This window comes from Caproiciproducens sp. CPB-2 (genome assembly GCF_036287215.1).
In the GTDB taxonomy this organism is placed as follows: Bacteria; Bacillota; Clostridia; order Oscillospirales; family Acutalibacteraceae; genus Caproiciproducens.
In genome coordinates this window covers 2,616,732-2,634,402 of record NZ_CP142860.1, presented here as the reverse complement: position 1 = coordinate 2,634,402, position 17,671 = coordinate 2,616,732, and the positions used below count along the sequence as shown (strand labels likewise).

The 17,671-nt window shown below is 51.8% G+C and carries 17 protein-coding genes; 10 read left to right on the top strand and 7 right to left on the bottom strand.

Going from position 1 to position 17,671, the window contains the following annotated elements:
* The first annotated feature begins 116 nt into the window (after positions 1-116).
* From VXK30_RS13035 to VXK30_RS13020, 4 genes are all read left to right on the top strand, one after another.
* Positions 117-665 carry a flavodoxin domain-containing protein gene (locus tag VXK30_RS13035; RefSeq protein WP_275715510.1) on the top strand — a complete coding sequence of 183 codons (549 nt, stop codon included), beginning with the start codon at positions 117-119 and terminating at the stop codon, positions 663-665.
* A gap of 44 nt (positions 666-709) precedes the next feature.
* Positions 710-949, top strand: a complete 240-nt coding sequence (locus tag VXK30_RS13030; RefSeq protein ID WP_275715512.1) for a heavy-metal-associated domain-containing protein — start codon at positions 710-712, stop codon at positions 947-949.
* An 11-nt stretch (positions 950-960) separates the two neighbouring features.
* Positions 961-1,116: a hypothetical protein gene (locus VXK30_RS13025; RefSeq protein WP_275715514.1), complete on the top strand. Its 156-nt coding sequence runs from the start codon at positions 961-963 to the stop codon at positions 1,114-1,116.
* Between the two features lie 219 nt (positions 1,117-1,335).
* Entirely contained in the window at positions 1,336-1,524 is a 189-nt protein-coding gene (locus VXK30_RS13020) for a ferredoxin (RefSeq protein ID WP_275715516.1), read from the top strand.
* Between the two features lie 64 nt (positions 1,525-1,588).
* Here VXK30_RS13020 and hydF read toward each other — a convergent pair whose 3' ends face one another.
* From hydF to VXK30_RS13000, 4 genes are read right to left on the bottom strand one after another with little or no spacing between them, the layout of a single operon-like run.
* Complete coding sequence (hydF, locus tag VXK30_RS13015; protein WP_275715518.1) at positions 1,589-2,782, bottom strand: [FeFe] hydrogenase H-cluster maturation GTPase HydF; 1,194 nt, start codon at positions 2,780-2,782, stop codon at positions 1,589-1,591.
* A gap of 29 nt (positions 2,783-2,811) precedes the next feature.
* On the bottom strand, positions 2,812-4,230 hold the full coding sequence (hydG, locus tag VXK30_RS13010) for a [FeFe] hydrogenase H-cluster radical SAM maturase HydG (protein WP_275715520.1): 1,419 nt from the start codon (positions 4,228-4,230) through the stop codon (positions 2,812-2,814).
* 12 nt (positions 4,231-4,242) lie between these two features.
* Positions 4,243-5,295, bottom strand: coding sequence for a [FeFe] hydrogenase H-cluster radical SAM maturase HydE (hydE, locus tag VXK30_RS13005; RefSeq protein WP_275715522.1), 1,053 nt, complete (start codon positions 5,293-5,295; stop codon positions 4,243-4,245).
* An 18-nt stretch (positions 5,296-5,313) separates the two neighbouring features.
* Positions 5,314-5,574 (bottom strand): TM1266 family iron-only hydrogenase system putative regulator, encoded by a 261-nt coding sequence (locus VXK30_RS13000; RefSeq protein ID WP_275715524.1) that lies wholly within the window; start codon positions 5,572-5,574, stop codon positions 5,314-5,316.
* A gap of 564 nt (positions 5,575-6,138) precedes the next feature.
* Between VXK30_RS13000 and VXK30_RS12995 the strand changes: the two genes are divergently transcribed.
* Positions 6,139-6,549 (top strand): MerR family transcriptional regulator, encoded by a 411-nt coding sequence (locus VXK30_RS12995; RefSeq protein WP_275715526.1) that lies wholly within the window; start codon positions 6,139-6,141, stop codon positions 6,547-6,549.
* A gap of 385 nt (positions 6,550-6,934) precedes the next feature.
* Here the strand turns inward: VXK30_RS12995 and VXK30_RS12990 are convergent, their stop codons facing one another.
* From VXK30_RS12990 to VXK30_RS12980, 3 genes are all read right to left on the bottom strand, one after another.
* Positions 6,935-8,152 (bottom strand): MFS transporter, encoded by a 1,218-nt coding sequence (locus VXK30_RS12990; protein WP_275715528.1) that lies wholly within the window; start codon positions 8,150-8,152, stop codon positions 6,935-6,937.
* 276 nt (positions 8,153-8,428) lie between these two features.
* Positions 8,429-9,940 carry a CoA-acylating methylmalonate-semialdehyde dehydrogenase gene (locus VXK30_RS12985; RefSeq protein WP_275715530.1) on the bottom strand — a complete coding sequence of 504 codons (1,512 nt, stop codon included), beginning with the start codon at positions 9,938-9,940 and terminating at the stop codon, positions 8,429-8,431.
* Positions 9,941-10,138: 198 nt separating this feature from the next.
* Complete coding sequence (locus tag VXK30_RS12980; RefSeq protein WP_275715532.1) at positions 10,139-10,897, bottom strand: DeoR/GlpR family DNA-binding transcription regulator; 759 nt, start codon at positions 10,895-10,897, stop codon at positions 10,139-10,141.
* A 385-nt stretch (positions 10,898-11,282) separates the two neighbouring features.
* Here VXK30_RS12980 and VXK30_RS12975 point away from each other — a divergent pair, with 385 nt between their 5' ends.
* From VXK30_RS12975 to VXK30_RS12955, 5 genes are all read left to right on the top strand, one after another.
* Positions 11,283-12,140 (top strand): class II fructose-bisphosphate aldolase, encoded by an 858-nt coding sequence (locus VXK30_RS12975; RefSeq protein ID WP_275715534.1) that lies wholly within the window; start codon positions 11,283-11,285, stop codon positions 12,138-12,140.
* 27 nt (positions 12,141-12,167) lie between these two features.
* The gene (gene iolC, locus VXK30_RS12970; protein ID WP_275715575.1) at positions 12,168-13,184 is read left to right on the top strand and encodes a 5-dehydro-2-deoxygluconokinase; all 1,017 of its coding nucleotides are present in this window, start codon (positions 12,168-12,170) and stop codon (positions 13,182-13,184) included.
* Positions 13,185-13,206: 22 nt separating this feature from the next.
* Positions 13,207-15,138 (top strand): 3D-(3,5/4)-trihydroxycyclohexane-1,2-dione acylhydrolase (decyclizing), encoded by a 1,932-nt coding sequence (iolD, locus tag VXK30_RS12965; RefSeq protein ID WP_275715536.1) that lies wholly within the window; start codon positions 13,207-13,209, stop codon positions 15,136-15,138.
* Positions 15,139-15,154: 16 nt separating this feature from the next.
* On the top strand, positions 15,155-16,051 hold the full coding sequence (gene iolE / locus VXK30_RS12960) for a myo-inosose-2 dehydratase (protein ID WP_275715538.1): 897 nt from the start codon (positions 15,155-15,157) through the stop codon (positions 16,049-16,051).
* Between the two features lie 93 nt (positions 16,052-16,144).
* Complete coding sequence (locus VXK30_RS12955; protein ID WP_275715540.1) at positions 16,145-17,671, top strand: sugar ABC transporter ATP-binding protein; 1,527 nt, start codon at positions 16,145-16,147, stop codon at positions 17,669-17,671.

Below are 17,671 nucleotides of genomic sequence, written 5' to 3'. Positions count from 1 at the left end.
AATGAAAAAGAGACTAAGGTTTTATGAAACATTTCCGCCTTGACAATTTACGGGCTGAAAGATATGATTGGTACCGATCAAGAAATCAAATTCAGGCTGAAAGGACGGGAAAGCAGATGATGAAAACCACAGCCGTTATTTATCGCTCGAAATCCGGGTTCACCGAAAAATATGCGCGCTGGATAGCAGAGGAGGCGGATGCCGACCTGCTGGAAGCGGACGGGGCAAAGCTGGAAAATTTGCTGCGGTACGGTACCATCGTCTACGGCGGCGGGCTGTACGTCGGCGGAATCAACGGCGTAAAGCTCATTACCGGCCATATGAAGGAGCTGGCGGATAAAAAGCTGATCGTGTTCGGCGTGGGTGCGTCGCCCTGCCGCCCGAATACGGTTGAAGAGGTTCGCAGGACCAATTTCTCCAAAGAAGCGATGGAAAAGATTCATTTTTTCCTTCTTCGCGGCGGATTTGACCTGAATAAATGTAACCTGAAGGATAAAATGCTGATGAATCTGCTCAAAGTCAAACTGGAAAAAGCCCCCGAAACGGATGAAGACGCAAAAGGAATGCTCGCCTGTTACGACCATCCGGCGGATTTTACCAGCCGGGACGCAATAAGGCCGATTCTGGACTGCATAAAAAAATACGCAATCATAAAAAAACGATGATATTCATCCCCGCTTTGTCAATACTATGGGCGAGGTGATGATCGATGGCAAAAGCCAGCGCTTATTTTGATATAGAAAATATGACCGATCGAAGAGACGTTCAGACCATTCAGAAGGAGCTTGACACTCTGCACGGAGTCATCTCCGTCAGCACCAATACGCACACGGGAAGAGTTGCCGTGGACTACGACACCACAGGGGTGGAGCAGAGCCGGATTGAGGATACGCTCCGGCGGCTCGGCTATCAGATCCGGGCGGAAAAAAACGAAGACCATGTGATGTAGGAGGAAGAAAAATGGACGAGAAGAAAGTTCCGGAGAAAAACGGCCTGAACGGGGAAAACCGGATGGAAGCCGTAAACGAAGCGGGCCGGTCCAAAAAACCGGAGAACCAGAACCAGTCGCACAACACAAAAAAGGAATCGCTTGGGCCAAATACCAAGCGATCATAAAATTTATGCGTCGGGATCTTTTCCGTTATTTACTTTTGGGCGCTGTTTGTGTATAATGGGATGAACGAAAAATATCGAAGCAATGATCCGGTAAAAAATGTTGAATGCGGAATAAAATTCCGCGATCAGGCGACAATACAAAGAAATATCGTAATATCCCTCCAATAGAAAATGACGAAAATATTTTGGTCATGTTTGACCGGAAAGAAGGATGTTATTATGAAAGCGACTCTTGACAGAAGCGGATGCATTTCCTGCGGACTCTGCCCCGAAACCTGTCCCGAGGTTTTCAGAATGGGCGACGACGGTGTGGCCGAGGTTTACAGGGAGGATGTGCCGCCCGAGGCTGAGGACAAGGCAATCCAGGCGCAGGAAGGCTGTCCGGTTTCGGTCATTACGGTGGAATAAGCAGAACAGACAAAAAGAGAAGGCCCGTAAAACGGGCCTTCTCTTTTTTACCGGGTTACGTCGGTCAGTTCAGATCGATTTTATCGAGAATTCCGGACAGATACGCGATCACCACGCCGTAGTTGGACATGGGAACGCCCTGCGCGCGGGCGCGTTCCACGCGGGACAGGACATATTTCCGGTTGAACATGCAGGCGCCGCACTGAATCACCAGATCGTACGGGGAAAGGTCCTCCGGAAAATCGGAACCGCTCACCACGTCGACCGTCAGGGCTTCCCCCGCCTTTTTGCGGAGCATACGCGGGAGCTTTTCCCGCCCGATATCCTCTGCCAGCGGCGCGTGCGTGCAGGCTTCCGCAATCAGCACCCTGGACCGCTCCGTCAGGCGGTCGATCGCACCTGCGCTTTCCACATAATACGGGAGGTCGCCCTTGTAGTTGGCGAACAGAACCGAAAAAGAGGTCAGCCTGCTTTCCTTCGGCTTTTTCTCATATACGGTCTTGAATACCTGCGAATCGGTGATAATCAGCTTGGGCGGTTCTTTCAGACAGGCCAGCGCTTCGTCCAGCTTGTCGGTGGTCGCGCTGAGGACGACACACTTTTTGTCGAGCAGTTCCCGCAGCGTCTGTACCTGCGGCAGAATCAGGCGGCCCTTCGGCGCCTGAATATCCTGCGGCATCACCAGCAGGATCAGGTCCCCGTTGTCCGCCAGCCCGCCGGTGATGCTCTTCGCCTCGTAATCCTCGGGCAGCTGGCGGATGAGCTCTTCGCGGATTTTTTCAATCCCCGTTTTTGTCTTTGCGCTGACCACAATGGGGCTCAGCCTGCCGGTTTTCCGGACCTTCGCGGCGATTTCAGCCGCGTCGGCAAGAATATCGGCCTTGTTGACGACGGCGATGACCGGGATTTTATGCTCGCGCAGGGTGTCTGTCCAGCGGATTTCCTCCGTAATGTCTTCGCCGCTGAAAACAACCAGGGCAATGTCGGTTTTATCAATGACTTTTTTCGTTTTCTCCACCCGCATTTGGCCCAGCTCGCCCACGTCGTCGAACCCGGCGGTGTCGATGAACACACAGGGGCCGATGCCGTAAATCTCCATGGACTTATACACGGGGTCCGCCGTTGTTCCGGCAACGTCCGAAACCAGCGCGGTCTCCTGCCGGGTGAGCGCGTTGATCAGGGAGGACTTTCCGCTGTTGCGCTTCCCAAAAATGCCGATGTGAAGCCGGTTGGCTCTTGGGGTATCCGTCAGACTCATTTTTCGCACCCTTTCTTATGGATTCCTCTTTAAAACCGGAAGTCCCGTTTGCCCGCTTTCATCTCCTGCAGATGCTCCATGGCAATCGAGCGGACTTTTTCATTCGGAATATTGAAAACTTCTCTGGCAATCAGCGCTTCGCCTTTTTGTCTGGTATCCTTGGAAGCGTAATCCTCCAGATATTCCTTGAGCGTCATCAGGGCGTTCGGATGACAGCAGTTCGCGATCTGCCCGGCCTTTACCAGGGTCATGAAGCGGTCGCCGGTCCGTCCCGCGCGGTAGCAGGCGGTGCAGAAGCTGGGGATAAAGCCGAGGTCCAGCAACCAGCCGACGATTTCGTCCAGCGTACGCTTGTCGTTTACCTCGAACTGCGCAGAGTTGTCCTCCTCCTCTTCCGGCTCGACGTACCCGCCGACGCTGGTGGAGGAAGCGCCGCTGATCTGGGAAACGCCCAGCTCCAGCACGCGTTCCCTCGTTTTCTGGGATTCCCTGGTGGAGATGATCATGCCGGTATAGGGGACCGCAATGCGCAGCACGGCGACGATTTTGGCAAAAATATCGTCCGAGATGGCGTTTGTGAAGTTTTTGGGGTCAATGTCGTCGGCGGGGCGGATGCGCGGCACGCTGATGGTGTGCGGGCCGACGCCCATGGCGGCTTCCAGATGCTCCGCGTGCATGAGCAGCCCGACAAAATCGTAGCGGTACATATTTAATCCGAACAGCACGCCGATCCCCACGTCGTCAATACCGCCTTCCATCGCGCGGTCCATGGCCTCGGTGTGGTAGGCGTAGTCGTGCTTCGGGCCTGTGGGATGCAGCTCCTCATAGCTCTTTTTATTGTAGGTCTCCTGAAAAAGAATGTAGGTACCGATCCCGGCTTCCTTCAGCTTCCGGTAGTTTTCCACGGTCGTCGCCGCGATGTTGACGTTGACGCGGCGGATAGCCCCGTTTTTATGTTTGATTCCGTAGATGGTCTGAATGCTTTCCAGCACGTACTCGATCGGGTTGTTCACCGGGTCCTCGCCGGTTTCCAGCGCCAGACGCTTATGGCCCATGTCCTGCAGGGCGACGACCTCGCGGGCGATCTCTTCCTGCGTCAGCTTTTTCCGGCAGATTTTTTTATTCTTAAAATGATAGGGGCAGTATACGCAGCCGTTAATGCAGTAGTTGGAAAGGTAGAGCGGGGCAAACATCACGATCCGGTTGCCGTAGAATGCCTGCTTGATTTTTTTGGCCAGCCTGAACATCTTTTCATTTTCGTCCGGCAGGTCGCATTCCAGAAGGACGGCCGCTTCCCGGTGGGACAGGCCCTTACAGTCCTTCGCCCGCTCGAGCAGCCCGTCGATGAGCGCGCGGTTCTGTTTGTTTTTCCGGGCGTAGTCCAGAGTATCCAGAATTTCCTCGTCGTCGATAAATTCGGTCGCTGTTTTCGATTTGCAGTTATACATGATAAAAACTCCTTAATCGTTCAGATTGGCGGGGCGGAAATCTCCCCGGTCGACCACAATCCGGTATCCGATGCTCTCCATCCGGTTCTGCAGGCAGAACCGGCATTCGGCCGCTTCCTCGCCCGTACAGATTTTGTTGTCGTACAGCTCGTATTTTTTCCGCACTCTTACGGGGGAAAGATTGGGCATGACGACATTCGCCCCGGCTAAAATCCCTTTTTCCCGCCCGCTCGGATGAATGGTGCCCAGCGCGGTCGTCGCGGGAATCAGCGCGTTCGGCAGCATCAGCCGGAGGATGCCGATCAGGAACAGCGTCAGTTCCAGGCTTCCCGCGGGCTGATCGGCAAACGGTGTGCCGTGGTGGGGGATATATGGCCCGATTCCCACCATCTCCGGCTCGAGCTGCCGGATAAAAAGCAGATCCTCCGCAAGGTTTTCCACCGTCTGGTAGGGCGACCCGACCATAAAGCCGGTGCCCACCTGATAGCCGGTTTTCTTCAGCGCCCGCAGGCATTCCATACGGGTCTGCAGCGTCTGGCTTTCCGGGTGGAGCCTGCCGTAGTGGCGCGCGTTGGCGGTCTCGTGCCGCAGCAGATAGCGGTCCGCCCCCGCCTGAAAGTATTTCCGATAGGCTTCCTCGCTTTTTTCGCCGATGGAAAGAGTGACGGCGCAGTCGGGGTAGCTTTTTTTGATGGAGCTTACCAGACCAATGATGTCCCCGTCCGTATAAAACGGATCTTCTCCCCCTTGTAAAACGAAGGTACGGAAGCCGAGCCCATAGCCGTTTTCACAGCAGGACAGGATTTCTTGTTCCGTCAGGCGGTAACGCTCCGCCCTGTGGTTGCCGCACCGGATCCCGCAGTAGTAGCAGTCGTTGCGGCAGTAGTTGGTAAACTCGATCAGCCCGCGGACGTAAATCCAGTTCCCGAAATATTTTTTGGACACGCTCCGGGCCCGCTGAAAAAGGTATTCGCTGTTTTCCGGTGTGCAGTGGCTTAAAAGGAGGCAGAAATCTTCTTTGCTGAGCGTTCTTTCCGTGTAAAGCCTGTCGATCAGTGCCCTCATTCGTAATCTCCGTTCTTATTACTCTTCCGTTGGGGGAACTTTTGAGTAGACTGTCTTGATGTTGACGTGGGGGATCATTCCCAGTTTCCCGGAAAGGGCGCTGATGACGTCCCCCGGCGCGTCCATCACGATGCTGATGACCGAAATGTGCCGTTTATGGTAAGGAATGCCCATCCTTCCCACAATGTACTCCCCGTATTCGTGGAGGATGGCGTTGATTTTTTCCACCGAGTCGGTGTTTTCCACGATAATTCCGACCAGGGCGATTCTGGATTCCATTGGATAGCCTCCTTTCCGTGCAAAAAAATCCCTGCGCCGAAAAGGCACAGGGATAGCATATCAAAACAAAGGCACACAGACGTGCCTTTTGAATTTCCACTATTCTCTCGCCTTCTCATTCGGGACGAACCCTCCTGTATTCAGTACGATCACTTTTTGAAAAGTTTCCCCATGGTTTGCCGCAAGATGAAAAGCTCCGTCTCAGCCGGCGCACCGAAAACCTATTTGTTAATATTATATCATGGTTCTGAAAAAAAGCAAGATGGATTTCACAAAGGAAACTGTCATATTTACTATAAACCGAAGAATTGTATTTCATTTCCTGTCTGTTTTATCAAAACGAAAATGTATCCCGCTCTTTCACGGCGCCGGCCGGCAGGCGGCGGTTGGGTTCATGACGTTTTTATGCAAACGGCGGACGAAAGAGAGAATACCAAAAAGTTTATATTACAGAACGATTTTCATTTTTTCCGTTCCGTGTTATACTGTTTTAAGCCTTAATGTTTACTCTAAGTCGAGCAAAACAAAGATTTACAATTTGTATAATAGATGGAGGAATTTCCAATGGGTTATACTATTAAACAGGCGGCGGAAAAAATGAATCTGACGGCGCACACGCTTCGTTATTATGAAAAAGAGGGCCTTCTGCCGTTTGTTGAACGGACGGAGAACGGAATCAGAGTCTTTACGGATTCCGATTTGGAACGGCTGTCCGTGATCTGCTGCCTGAAAGGTACGGGAATGCCGATCAAGAAAATCAAGGAATATATTGATCTTTCGCTCGAAGGGGACGCGACGCTGGAGGAAAGACGGCAGATTTTCATCCGGCAGCGGGAAAGCGTGCTGGAGCAGATTCAGGAGCTGCAAAGGCATCTGGCCAAAGTAAATTATAAGATTCAGTTTTACGATCAGGCTTGTTCTGTCCGTCTGTCGGGGTCAGATTGCATGAACAAACCGCTCAAGCAGTCCGTCTGACGATGATCCCAGGAGGAAACATGTTTATCAGAGGAACATTTTGTGAGTGCTTCATAAGATGAATCGTATTCCTACAGCATTTCCAGTTGATTCTGCAACAAGATTGCGTTTCTCCCCCGCCTCTGGCGGGGGAGAAACGTGTTTTATCTCGCAAACTGAAATGGAATTGCTGTAGTTTTGATGTATTGAGTAAATTCATGAAATTATTGATACATAAAGTATAATGTGATTATTTTAATTAATTAGTCTTGGAAATTGCTCCAATGATTGTAATAAATACATGACAATATACTATTGGTATTAATGTGGAAAAGCGCACGGCTGTTAATTCAGCCGTGCGCTTTTCGATTTGTCAGTCCAAAGGCCCTTGGAGCGAGGCGGAATTTTATTTTGGTGTATCTTCGGTTCCGCTTCTTCTTCCAAAATCAGTTCCACGCCGGTTACAGTAATAAACAATAGCACCGTCCAGCCCAACTGCGGTCAGACCGGCGAGAGAGTAAAAAGCGCTGCGCAATCCAAATGTGCTGGTCAAAGCGCCGGTTACAACCGGGAGCGCGGTCATACCGGCCGCATAGACCGACTGATAAAATCCCATCGCGGTCGATTTCGTTTTTGAGGGGATGTTTTTCATCGCCTCCGAGGTACAGAAGGAAAACAGTATCCCGGTGGAAAGTCCCGATAAAATCTGTGTGGGGTAAAACCACTCTATGTTCGGAAGATTTGGAATCAACAGGCAGTAGAGCGTCAGACAGGCCAGAATCACAGGAATCCAGAAGGAAGGGCCGAGCTTCTGAGACGCTTTTGAAGCGGCAAAATAAGAACTGAGCACCGCAGCGACAATGTAAATGACGGAGCATAAGCCGATCTGTGTGCTGTCCGCACCGCGCGCCTGCGCCGCCTGTGCTGTAAAAGACATGGAGGTGGAAATCTGTACCCCCTGCTGAATCAGCGCAAGCAGGGAAAAAAGAATGAGCCGCCTGTCCGTGCATATCTTCAGCAAATCCCTTACGGGCGGCGCCTGTCTTTCATGAGATGGTTCGGTGACGAACAGAGACAGAAAAAGCGCCGGAAGCGCGGCGGCGGCGCTCAGCACGCACAGCAGATGCATTCCAAAATGCCGGTAAAGCAGGGTGCCCATGGAAAATCCGAGAAAAATCCCCAGATTATTCGCGCCGACAATCAAGCCGGAAGCTTTTTGTAAACTACTTTCCTGAAAGTGGCTGAAAAACAGGATCATAAAAGAAATCCAGGTGGCCGAAGCGAAGCCGGAAAACAGGTTGCCGAGGAAAAAACCGGATTCGTTCGGCAGAAAGATCCGAAACAGGGAAGCGGTTCCTGCACTGAAAATTCCAAGCATGATAAAGAGCCTGTGCCTGCCGCGGCGGTCGGCCGCTACGCCCAGCGGCAGGCGCAGAATCAACTGCGTGAATCCGTAAGCGCCTGTTACAACGCCGATCAGAGTGGGTGCCGAGCCGATTCCCGACAGGTAGACCGTTTGATAGGGAATATAAACATACTGGCAAAACCAAAAAAGAGACACGATCACGGACAGGAGAAGGATCTGCGGCGTGTCCTGCGCTTTCTTTTCTGCTGCGGTTATCATAATGGGAAATCCCCTTTGATCTGATGATTTGGCGGTTAGATTGACAGAAAGACGGAATGCTTTATTCAGTCTCGCCGTTTGACGGCATTTTGGGTGCAGGTCCCGGGCGGCCCGGGACAGATTCCGCCGATATTAAATGGAGAAGCAAAAGGCTTTACATGAACGGTAAGCCTTTTGCTTCTGTGGAGGGAGGAATTGTCGCCGGGAGGAACGGGGCAGCGTCCTTCCGGCTTCTGCGCCGGTTCTGCTGCCGGCTATGTACAAACGGGTTTCGGCTCAGATGGTGCCGTCCCAGGTGCTTACAGTCGTGGATTTGGATTCTTCCTCATCAAACCAGCGGGTGGTGACGACCTTGCTGTCCGTATAGAACCGGTAGCCGTCTTTTCCAAGGCAGTGCAGGTCGCCGAAGAAAGACTTTTTATGCCCGGAGAAGGTGAAGTATCCCACGGGTACCGGGATGCCGACATTCACGCCGACCATGCCGCCGTCGGTGTGGCGGACAAATTCCCTGGCGTAATGCCCGTTCTGGGTAAAGATGACGGAGCCGTTCGCAAACGGATTCTCGTTCATAACGGCAAGGCCTTCTTCAAAGGTTTTTACTCTCTTAATGCAGAGCACAGGCCCGAAGATTTCTCTTTCACCGACCGTCATGCCGGGCTTTACGTGGTCAAAGATGGTTGGCCCAAGGTAAAACCCCTTTTCAAAGCCTTCTACTTTGACATTCCTGCCGTCAAGCACAAGCGTGGCCCCCTCGTCGATCCCCTTCTGAATCCAGCTTGATACGGACCGGCGATGCGCCTCGTTGATCACTGGGCCTAACTTCGTGGTTTTGTCATAGGCAGGTCCTATTTTCATCTTACTGGCCTGTTTTACAATCTCAGCGACCAGCCGGTCGGCAATCCCTTCCTGGACGACGACGACGGGAAGCGCCATGCAGCGCTCGCCGGCGCAGCCGAAAGAGGAGTTAATGATACCGGCCGCGGTTCTTTCAACCGGTGAGTCGTTCAAAACCAAAGCGTGGTTTTTTGCTTCGCAAAGCGCCTGTACGCGCTTGCCGCTCGCCGCCGCAGTGGAATAAATATGCTGGCCGACATCGGTGGAGCCTACAAAAGTAATGGCTTTTACATCGGGATGGGTCAGAAGGATTTCGGCTTCGTGCCGGGAACAGGTGACAATATTGATGACGCCGTCCGGAAGGCCGGCCTCTTTGTACAGCTCCGCAAACCGGAGGGCGGACTGCGGGGTAAACGTCGCCGCTTTTAAAACGATGGTGTTGCCGCACGCAATGCAGATCGGCGTCATCCAGCCCATTGGGATCATGGACGGAAAGTTGAAGGGGATAATTCCCGCACACACGCCCAGAGGGACGCGGTACAGAACGGTATCGTAGCCCTTGCTGGCATCCATCAGGCTTTCGCCCATCATCAGCGAAGGCGCCGAGATTGCCTGTTCGGTACCTTCCTTCGCCTTCAGCACGTCGCCCTGCGCCTCCGACCAGTTCTTGCCGTTTTCCTGCGCGACCAGATAAGTCAGTTCGTCGAGGTGCTCCTCGATCAGCTGCCGCATCTTATAAAGAATCTGCACGCGCTTTACGACCGGAGTGGACGACCAGCCCGGGTAAGCCGCCTTGGCGCTTGCGACCGCTTGTTCCACCTCATCCGGTGTGCAGCAGGGCACCTTGGCGATCACTTCGCCGGTACTCGGATCATAGGCGTCACTGTATTTTTCCGTCTTTGACTCGATGAATTCTCCGTTGATATAAGGTCTCAGTTTCTTGACTTCACTCATTCTTTTTCCTCCTTAAAAATGATAAACTTATGAGTAAGTTATGAATCTTTTAATCATTATATCTTTGAATAATAAAAAAATCAAGTCAATTACCAAATAAATATCGAAAATTGTTATTTATATATGCAAAATGATTTCATTGATCGGCAGAAAGAAAATAGATTATGAATCAATTTTATCAATTCGTTGAATACCGCGTCATTTAGCAAGAAGAATTCTGCCGCCGGAGCCCGTTATAAAGCTGCGGATCTCTTTGGGCGGTTCGGCTTCGGTAATCAGGGCGTTTACCTGGCTCAGATCACAGTAAGTAATCAGGGAAACCGCACCGAATTTACTGCTGTCGGCTAAAAGATAAACCTGCTGGCTGCGCTTTACGGCCATGCGTTTGATATCGGACTCCGAAGGAGAGGAATTCGTCACGCCGTTGGCGATGGAAAACCCGGTCGTGGCCATAAACGCCTTGCTGATATTGTAATTCTGCAGCACCTGCGCGGAGCTGGTGCCGGTAAAGGACAGGGTTTTGCGGTTGAGCGTGCCGGAAAGGGAAATGATGTTGATGTTGTCATACGGGATTGCGCGCAAAATGATTTCCACGTTGTTGGTAAGGATGGTGATTTTCTTTTTATCCCGTATATAGTCGACGATGTGCAGCGTTGTCGTCCCCGAATCAATGAAGACGATATCGCCGTCCTCCACCAGCTCGGCCGCGGCTGCGGCGATTTGTTCCTTTGCCGCCGAATTCGAGATATTCCGCTCCTCAAAGGAAGTCAGTTCCCTTTTGGGAATCGCCGTCACACCGCCGTAAATTTTTTTAATGTCGCTTTCCATCAAAATCTCGTCCAGGTCCCTGCGGAGCGTGCTCTTTGAGACCTTGAACCTTTCACAGATCTGGTCGAGCGTCACCGTTTTGTTGTCATAAATGTAGGCTTTGATTTCTTCAATTCTTTTAGACCGCATCATTTTAACTCCTAATCATATGTTATTCGCGGGAAATCATAGAGCAATATACAGAAAATGGTTACATTGTTCCTTTATTATATAGAACTTAGTCAAAATTTGCAATTCATAAATTTGTCGAATTCAGAAAGCTTTTAGCTGATTTTTTATTAAAATAGTATTTGATTATAATATAGAAATATAATCACAAAACTCAATGCAAATTTATTCTTTCTGGGACTAATTAGTTGTGAATTATTGATAAAGGAATTATTTAAATATTGTAAGTTATTATAAATAAATAAAAATTGCCTAAGTTTTCGCAAAAATCTATTGAATAATTTGCAGCATAGTGATAACATATCGTCATAACATATCCAAAACATTACAGAGAGAAGGATGAAACATGTCTATCCGTCCTATGAAGGAACTCATTATGGACGCTTCCAGAGAGGATAGGGCAGTCGGAGCCTTCAACGTAGGAAATATGGAAATGCTGATTGGCGCGGTCAAGGCGGCGGAAGAACTGAACACCCCTATTATCCTGCAGATTGCGCAAATCCGGCTGAAACATTCCCCGTTGGATTTAATGGGGCCCATGATGGTTCATGCGGCCAGGGATGCGAAAGTGGATGTCGCGGTCCATCTGGACCACGGCCTGACAGTGGATACCGTACAGCAGGCGCTCGATCTGGGATTTACGTCCGTCATGTTTGACGGCTCCAAATACGAGCTGCCTGAGAACATAAAGGTTACCGGACAGGTGATACGGATGGCCGAAAAGTGCGGAGCGTCCACGGAGGCTGAGCTTGGGGTTGTAGGCGGGAGCGAGGACAACAGCGTCAACCATAAAATGGTCTGCACCGATCCGGACGTCGCCCGCGATTTTGTAAAGGAAACAGGGGTGGACGCCCTGGCCGTTGCAATCGGGAACGCACACGGTCACTATACCACAGAGCCGAAAATCCGTTTTGATATTCTGGAAGAAATCCATCAGAAGGTCGCGGTTCCTCTGGTGCTTCACGGCGGTACGGGAATCAGCCCTCAGGATTTCAGGACCTGTATTCAGCACGGTATCCGCAAAATCAACATTGCCACGGCCAATTTCGACGCTCTGACACGGGGAGCGGAAAAGTATTTCCAGACGGAGGCTCCCTACAATTACTTTGCGCTCAATGAAGCGATGGTGCGGGAAGTATACGGGAACGTAAAAAAACATATCGAAATCTTCAACAACAGAATACCTCTGGAGCAAATTTCATAAAACGCGCACAGGGAAAGGGACGGCATGATGAAATACATAGAGTTTGACGCAAACAGAAAATTCGACCTTACGCCTTTGGGCAGAATTACGATTGACCTGAATCCGGTTGACTATTATAAAACGCTGGCGGAGAGCACGACCTATAGGAAATATCTGGGCGGTTCTCCCGCAAACATTGCGGTGGGCCTTTCGCGGCTGGGAAAGAAATGCGGCTTTTTCGCGCGGGTATCCGACGACCGGTTCGGTGATTATGTGACGGATTATTTCAAAAAAGAGGGAATCGACACTTCCCGGATCCGCCGCTGTGAAAATGGGGAAAAGCTGGGGCTTACCTTTACGGAAATTCTAAGTGAAAAAGAAAGCAGCATTTTAATGTACCGCAATAAAATTGCGGATTTACAGTTAAATGTGAACGATATTGACGAGGAATACATTAAGCAGAGCAAGGCGCTTCTAATCTCCGGAACGGCGCTGGCCGAAAGCCCGTCCCGGGAAGCGGCCTTAAAGGCGCTGTTCCTTGCAAAAAAAACCGATACGCCGGTTATTTTTGACATCGATTACCGCGCGTATAACTGGCAGTCAGAGGATGAGCTCGGCGTTTACTACGGGATTGCCGCCGGCCAGGCAGATGTGATTTTGGGTTCCAGAGAGGAATACGACCTGACCCAGAGTCTGATCCGGCCCGGTCTTTCGGACGGGGAAACCGCGGCACTCTGGCACAGCCGCTGCGCCAAAATCGTTGTCATCAAGCACGGGAAGGAAGGCTCCACCGCTTACACCTGCGACGGCCAGAGCTATACCGTGAAGCCGTTTCCGATTAAAAAGCTGAAGGGCTTCGGCGGCGGCGACGGCTACGCTTCCGCGTTCCTGTACGGGCTGCTGGAAGGCTGGGAAATCATCGACTGTCTGGAATTCGGCAGCGCGTCTGCTTCCCTGCTCGTCGCCAGCCATTCCTGTGCGGACAGCATGCCGGACGTGAAGACCGTTCGGGATTACATTGCCGACTGCAAACAAAAATACGGCGAAATGATCGCCAGAGCATAAAGGTTACGAAAGGAGTTCGGCTATGGGTACGACCAGAATGACAATGGCACAGGCGCTTGTGCGTTTTTTGGATCAGCAGTACGTCAGCGTGGACGGGGCGGAAAATAAATTCGTAGAAGGAGTTATCACGATTTTCGGGCACGGGAACGTGTGCGGGCTCGGGCAGGCGCTGGATGAAAACCGGGGAGAATTAAAATATTTTCAGGGTAAAAATGAGCAGGGCATGGCTCACCTGGCCACCGCCTTTGCAAGGCAGAACAACCGCAAAAGGATGATCGCCTGCTCTTCCTCCATCGGCCCGGGCGCGGCAAATATGGTCACCGCCGCAGCCTGCGCTTCCGTCAACAATATTCCGCTGCTGCTTTTGCCCGGCGACACCTTCGCCAGCAGGCAGCCTGATCCGGTCCTGCAGCAGGTGGAACAGTCAGGCAGCCTGCAGACCACCACGAACGACGCGTTTAAAGCGGTCTGCAAATACTGGGACCGGGTGGAGCGCCCGGAGCAGCTGATGACTGCCATGATCAACGCCATGCGGGTCCTGACCGACCCGGCGGAGGCCGGCGCGGTGTGTGTCGCGATTCCGCAGGACGTGCAGGGCGAAAGCTACGATTATCCGGACTATTTCTTTCAGAAGCGCGTACATAAAATCACAAGGTGCCTTCCTGCGAACGAAGAGCTCGAAGATGTCCTGAACGCGGTGACGGCCAGCAAAAAACCGCTGGTGATCTGCGGCGGCGGCGTGAAGTATTCCGGAGCCGGAGACGTTCTTCAGAGTTTCTGCGAACAGTTCCATATTCCTTTCGGTGAAACGCAGGCCGGAAAAAGCGCCTGCTCCTCCAGCTCTCCCTATAATCTGGGCGGGATCGGCGTGACCGGGAATCTGGCCGCGAATACCATCGCGCGGGAAGCCGATCTGATTCTTGCAGTCGGTTCCAGACTGTCCGATTTTACCACTTCCTCCAAATGGCTGTTCCGGAATCCGGGTGTAAAAATGGTTTCCATCAATGTGTCCCGGTTCCACGCCTATAAAATGGACAGCATCAAAGCGGTCGGCGACGCAAAGGCGTCCCTGGAGGTGCTCACCGTCCTGCTGAAAAACAGAGGCTACCGCAGTGCGTACGCCAATGAGATTTCAGACGCCAGAGCAGCCTGGAACGAAGAGATGAAACGGCTGGCAGCCTATTCCTACGGGGAGGGCTTTGAGCCGATGGTCGCGGACCGCGCCCCGGACAGCATTGAAAAATTTGTTGGGATGACGGGCAGCAGCCTGACCCAGACGGCGGCGATCTGCGCCATTCGCGGCGGTATCGCGGACGATGCGATCGTTGTCGGCGCCGCGGGCAGCCTTCCGGGCGATCTGCAGCGCATGTGGACGACCGAGGCACGCGACTCCTACCACATGGAGTACGGTTTTTCCTGCATGGGCTATGAGATCGCCGGCGCGCTCGGCGTCAAGCTTGCGGAGCCAAAGCGGGAGGTTTACGCCATGGTCGGTGACGGCAGCTTCCTGATGCTGCATTCGGAAATCGTCACCGCGGTTCAGGAGCATCAGAAAATCAATATCCTGCTGTTTGACAATGCCTCGAACGGCTGCATCAATAATCTGGAAATGTCCAACGGCATCGGAAATCTGGGGACGGAATTCCGTTTCCGCGATCCCGAAACGGGAAATCAGACCGGAGATTTTGTTCCGGTCAGCTACGCTGCGGTCGCCGCCGGTTACGGGGCGAAAACCTATACCGCGCGCAGCATGGAGGAACTGAAGGCCGCCCTTGCCGACAGCAAAAAACAGACGGTTCCCACTTTGATCGATATCAAAGTCCTGCCCAAAACCATGACGCATGATTACGAATCCTGGTGGCATGTCGGCGTCGCCGGCACGACGCGGAGCGAGGACGGCAGGGAAGCGTTTGAACGCAAGGAACAGCATAGAAAAACTGCGAGAAGCTATTGATGAGGAGTTGTTTTTAATGTTTGATAAAAAGAATGTTTTTCTCGGCATCGCCCCCATTGCATGGACCAACGACGATATGCCCGACCTCGGCAAGGAAAATTCGTTTGAGCAGTGTATCAGCGAAGCCGCGCTCGCGGGTTTTTCCGGCACCGAGGTCGGCAATAAATATCCGCACGATGCCGGTGTGCTGAAAGGCTATATGGAGGAAAGGAACCTGCGCATTGCCAGCGCGTGGTTCAGCTCTTTCCTGACGACGCAGCCTTATGAGGAAACCGAAAAAGCGTTTATCCGGCACCGCGATTTTCTATACGACCTTGGCGCGAAGGTGATTGTCGTTTCCGAACAGGGGCACAGCGTACAGGGGCAGATGGATACCCCGATTTTCGACGGGAAATATGTTATGAACGATGCGGAGTGGAAAATACTCACAACGGGGCTGGAAAAGCTGGGAAGGCTTGCCGCCGAAAAGAACATGAAGCTTGTTTATCACCATCATATGGGCACGGTTGTGCAGACCACACAGGAGATTGACCGGCTGATGGAGAATACGGACCCCTCCGCGGTTTCTCTGCTGTACGATACCGGTCATCTGGTGTTTTCCGGCGAAGACGCGCTGGCCGTCCTGAAAAAATATGCGGGCCGTATTAAGCATGTGCATCTGAAGGATGTCCGGCCGGCAGTTGTTGCTCGTGTAAAAGCGGAAAAGCTCAGCTTCCTTCAGGCGGTGCGTCTGGGCGCGTTTACCGTTCCCGGCGACGGCGCAATCGATTTCCAGCCGGTTTTTGACATCCTTTCTCAGAATCATTATGAGGGCTGGCTGCTTGTAGAGGCGGAACAGGACCCCGCCATTGCGAATCCGTTTGTTTACGCAAAGAAAGCGCGGGAATACATCCGCAGTATGATCAATATGTAATTTTTACGCGTTTGTCATTATGGTTCGTTTGCAATCGCTGCGTGCGTCGCAGGAGGTATCGTAAATAGGGGAAAATGAAGGAAGGAGCATTACATGGAGGATCAGTATATTGTCCAGATGGAAGATATTACCGTCCGCTTCCCTGGAGTATTGGCGCTGGATAAAGTGCGCCTGGATGTGGAGCCGGGTGAGGTTCATGTTCTAATTGGTGAGAACGGCGCGGGAAAGTCCACCATCATGAAGGTGCTGGCAGGTGTCAACACGGACTATGAAGGGAAAATCATCTACAAAGGGGAAGAAATCGTTTCGCGTAGCGTAGACGAACAGCGAGCAAGAGGTATCAGCATTATTTTTCAGGAGATGAACTTACTGAGGAATCTGACTGTCGCAGAAAACATCTTCATGGGGCGACAGCCGACAAAACGGGGAGGGCAAGTCGATTGGAAACGGATGTACAGTCAGGCACGTGAACTCCTCGACTCCATCAATTCCGATATTTCCGAAAGAGCTCTGGTCTCCACTCTTTCTGTGGGGCAGATGCAGATGGTTGAGATTGCGAAAGCACTTTCCTTTAAGTGCGACATCATTATCATGGATGAACCTACTTCCGCACTGACCGAAAGGGAAGTAGACAGCTTATTTGCTATCATTAAAAAACTGAAAGAGCAGGGTGTGGCGGTTATCTACATATCCCATCGTTTAGAAGAAATCCTGAGAATCGGAGACCGAGTGACAGTTTTTCGTGACGGTAAGTATATTGATACGGTTAACATCAGTGATACCACAATCGATCAGATGGTCGCGATGATGGTCGGACGTGAATTAAATGAATATTATCCCAAGGTCTCGGTCGCTCCGGGCGAAAAATTGTTGGAAGTGAGCGACCTTATACAGGGCAACACGCTTAAAGGAATTTCCTTTTACGCACGGGCTGGCGAAATTACCTGCTTTTATGGACTGATGGGTGCCGGCCGCACCGAACTACTACGTGCAGTGTTCGGCGCGGATCCGTATGACAGTGGAGAGATTCGCGTCAAGGGTAAGACGGTCAAGATTGCGAGCTGCGAGCAAGCGAAGAACATTGGCCTCGCGCTGCTGACCGAAGACCGGAAGAACCAGGGTCTGATCCTGAGCTTCTCGCTTAACCAGAACATTTCACTTACAAACATGGCCACGGCGATGACACCTTTCGGGTTTAATCGCGCGAAGGAGACCGCCCATAATCAGAGAATCGCCGACTCCATACATGTTAAGACTCCATCGCTTGAGCAGAAAGCAAAGAATCTGTCCGGGGGTAACCAGCAAAAGGTCGTTATTTGCAAATGGCTTAACACCGATTCCGACATCATCATGTTCGACGAGCCGACCCGCGGTATCGATGTCGGCGCGAAGGCGGAAATCTATAAGATTATGAACTCGCTCAAGGAGCAAGGCAAGGCGGTCATCATGGTAACATCCGAGCTTTCGGAATGCATGGGCATCAGCGACCGTATCTATGTCATGCACGAGGGTGCACTGACCGGCCTGATCGAGGGCGAGGAAATCAGAAATGTCACGGAGGAAATGGTTGTCGGCTATGCAACCGGTACGAAAACCAATCTATTAATGAGGGAAGAGTAA

What these genes read in the sequence shown, in the direction of transcription:
- VXK30_RS12995 (WP_275715526.1), top strand. Translation starts at nt 6,139, where the DNA reads ATGGGTTATACTATTAAACAGGCGGCGGAAAAAATGAATCTGACGGCG.
- VXK30_RS13030 (WP_275715512.1), top strand. Translation starts at nt 710, where the DNA reads ATGGCAAAAGCCAGCGCTTATTTTGATATAGAAAATATGACCGATCGA.
- iolC (WP_275715575.1), top strand. Translation starts at nt 12,168, where the DNA reads ATGAAATACATAGAGTTTGACGCAAACAGAAAATTCGACCTTACGCCT.
- VXK30_RS13020 (WP_275715516.1), top strand. Translation starts at nt 1,336, where the DNA reads ATGAAAGCGACTCTTGACAGAAGCGGATGCATTTCCTGCGGACTCTGC.
- VXK30_RS13025 (WP_275715514.1), top strand. Translation starts at nt 961, where the DNA reads ATGGACGAGAAGAAAGTTCCGGAGAAAAACGGCCTGAACGGGGAAAAC.
- VXK30_RS12955 (WP_275715540.1), top strand. Translation starts at nt 16,145, where the DNA reads ATGGAGGATCAGTATATTGTCCAGATGGAAGATATTACCGTCCGCTTC.
- hydE (WP_275715522.1), bottom strand. Translation starts at nt 5,295, where the DNA reads ATGAGGGCACTGATCGACAGGCTTTACACGGAAAGAACGCTCAGCAAA.
- VXK30_RS12985 (WP_275715530.1), bottom strand. Translation starts at nt 9,940, where the DNA reads ATGAGTGAAGTCAAGAAACTGAGACCTTATATCAACGGAGAATTCATC.
- VXK30_RS13035 (WP_275715510.1), top strand. Translation starts at nt 117, where the DNA reads ATGATGAAAACCACAGCCGTTATTTATCGCTCGAAATCCGGGTTCACC.
- VXK30_RS13000 (WP_275715524.1), bottom strand. Translation starts at nt 5,574, where the DNA reads ATGGAATCCAGAATCGCCCTGGTCGGAATTATCGTGGAAAACACCGAC.
- iolE (WP_275715538.1), top strand. Translation starts at nt 15,155, where the DNA reads ATGTTTGATAAAAAGAATGTTTTTCTCGGCATCGCCCCCATTGCATGG.
- VXK30_RS12975 (WP_275715534.1), top strand. Translation starts at nt 11,283, where the DNA reads ATGTCTATCCGTCCTATGAAGGAACTCATTATGGACGCTTCCAGAGAG.
- VXK30_RS12990 (WP_275715528.1), bottom strand. Translation starts at nt 8,152, where the DNA reads ATGATAACCGCAGCAGAAAAGAAAGCGCAGGACACGCCGCAGATCCTT.
- hydG (WP_275715520.1), bottom strand. Translation starts at nt 4,230, where the DNA reads ATGTATAACTGCAAATCGAAAACAGCGACCGAATTTATCGACGACGAG.
- iolD (WP_275715536.1), top strand. Translation starts at nt 13,207, where the DNA reads ATGGGTACGACCAGAATGACAATGGCACAGGCGCTTGTGCGTTTTTTG.
- VXK30_RS12980 (WP_275715532.1), bottom strand. Translation starts at nt 10,897, where the DNA reads ATGCGGTCTAAAAGAATTGAAGAAATCAAAGCCTACATTTATGACAAC.
- hydF (WP_275715518.1), bottom strand. Translation starts at nt 2,782, where the DNA reads ATGAGTCTGACGGATACCCCAAGAGCCAACCGGCTTCACATCGGCATT.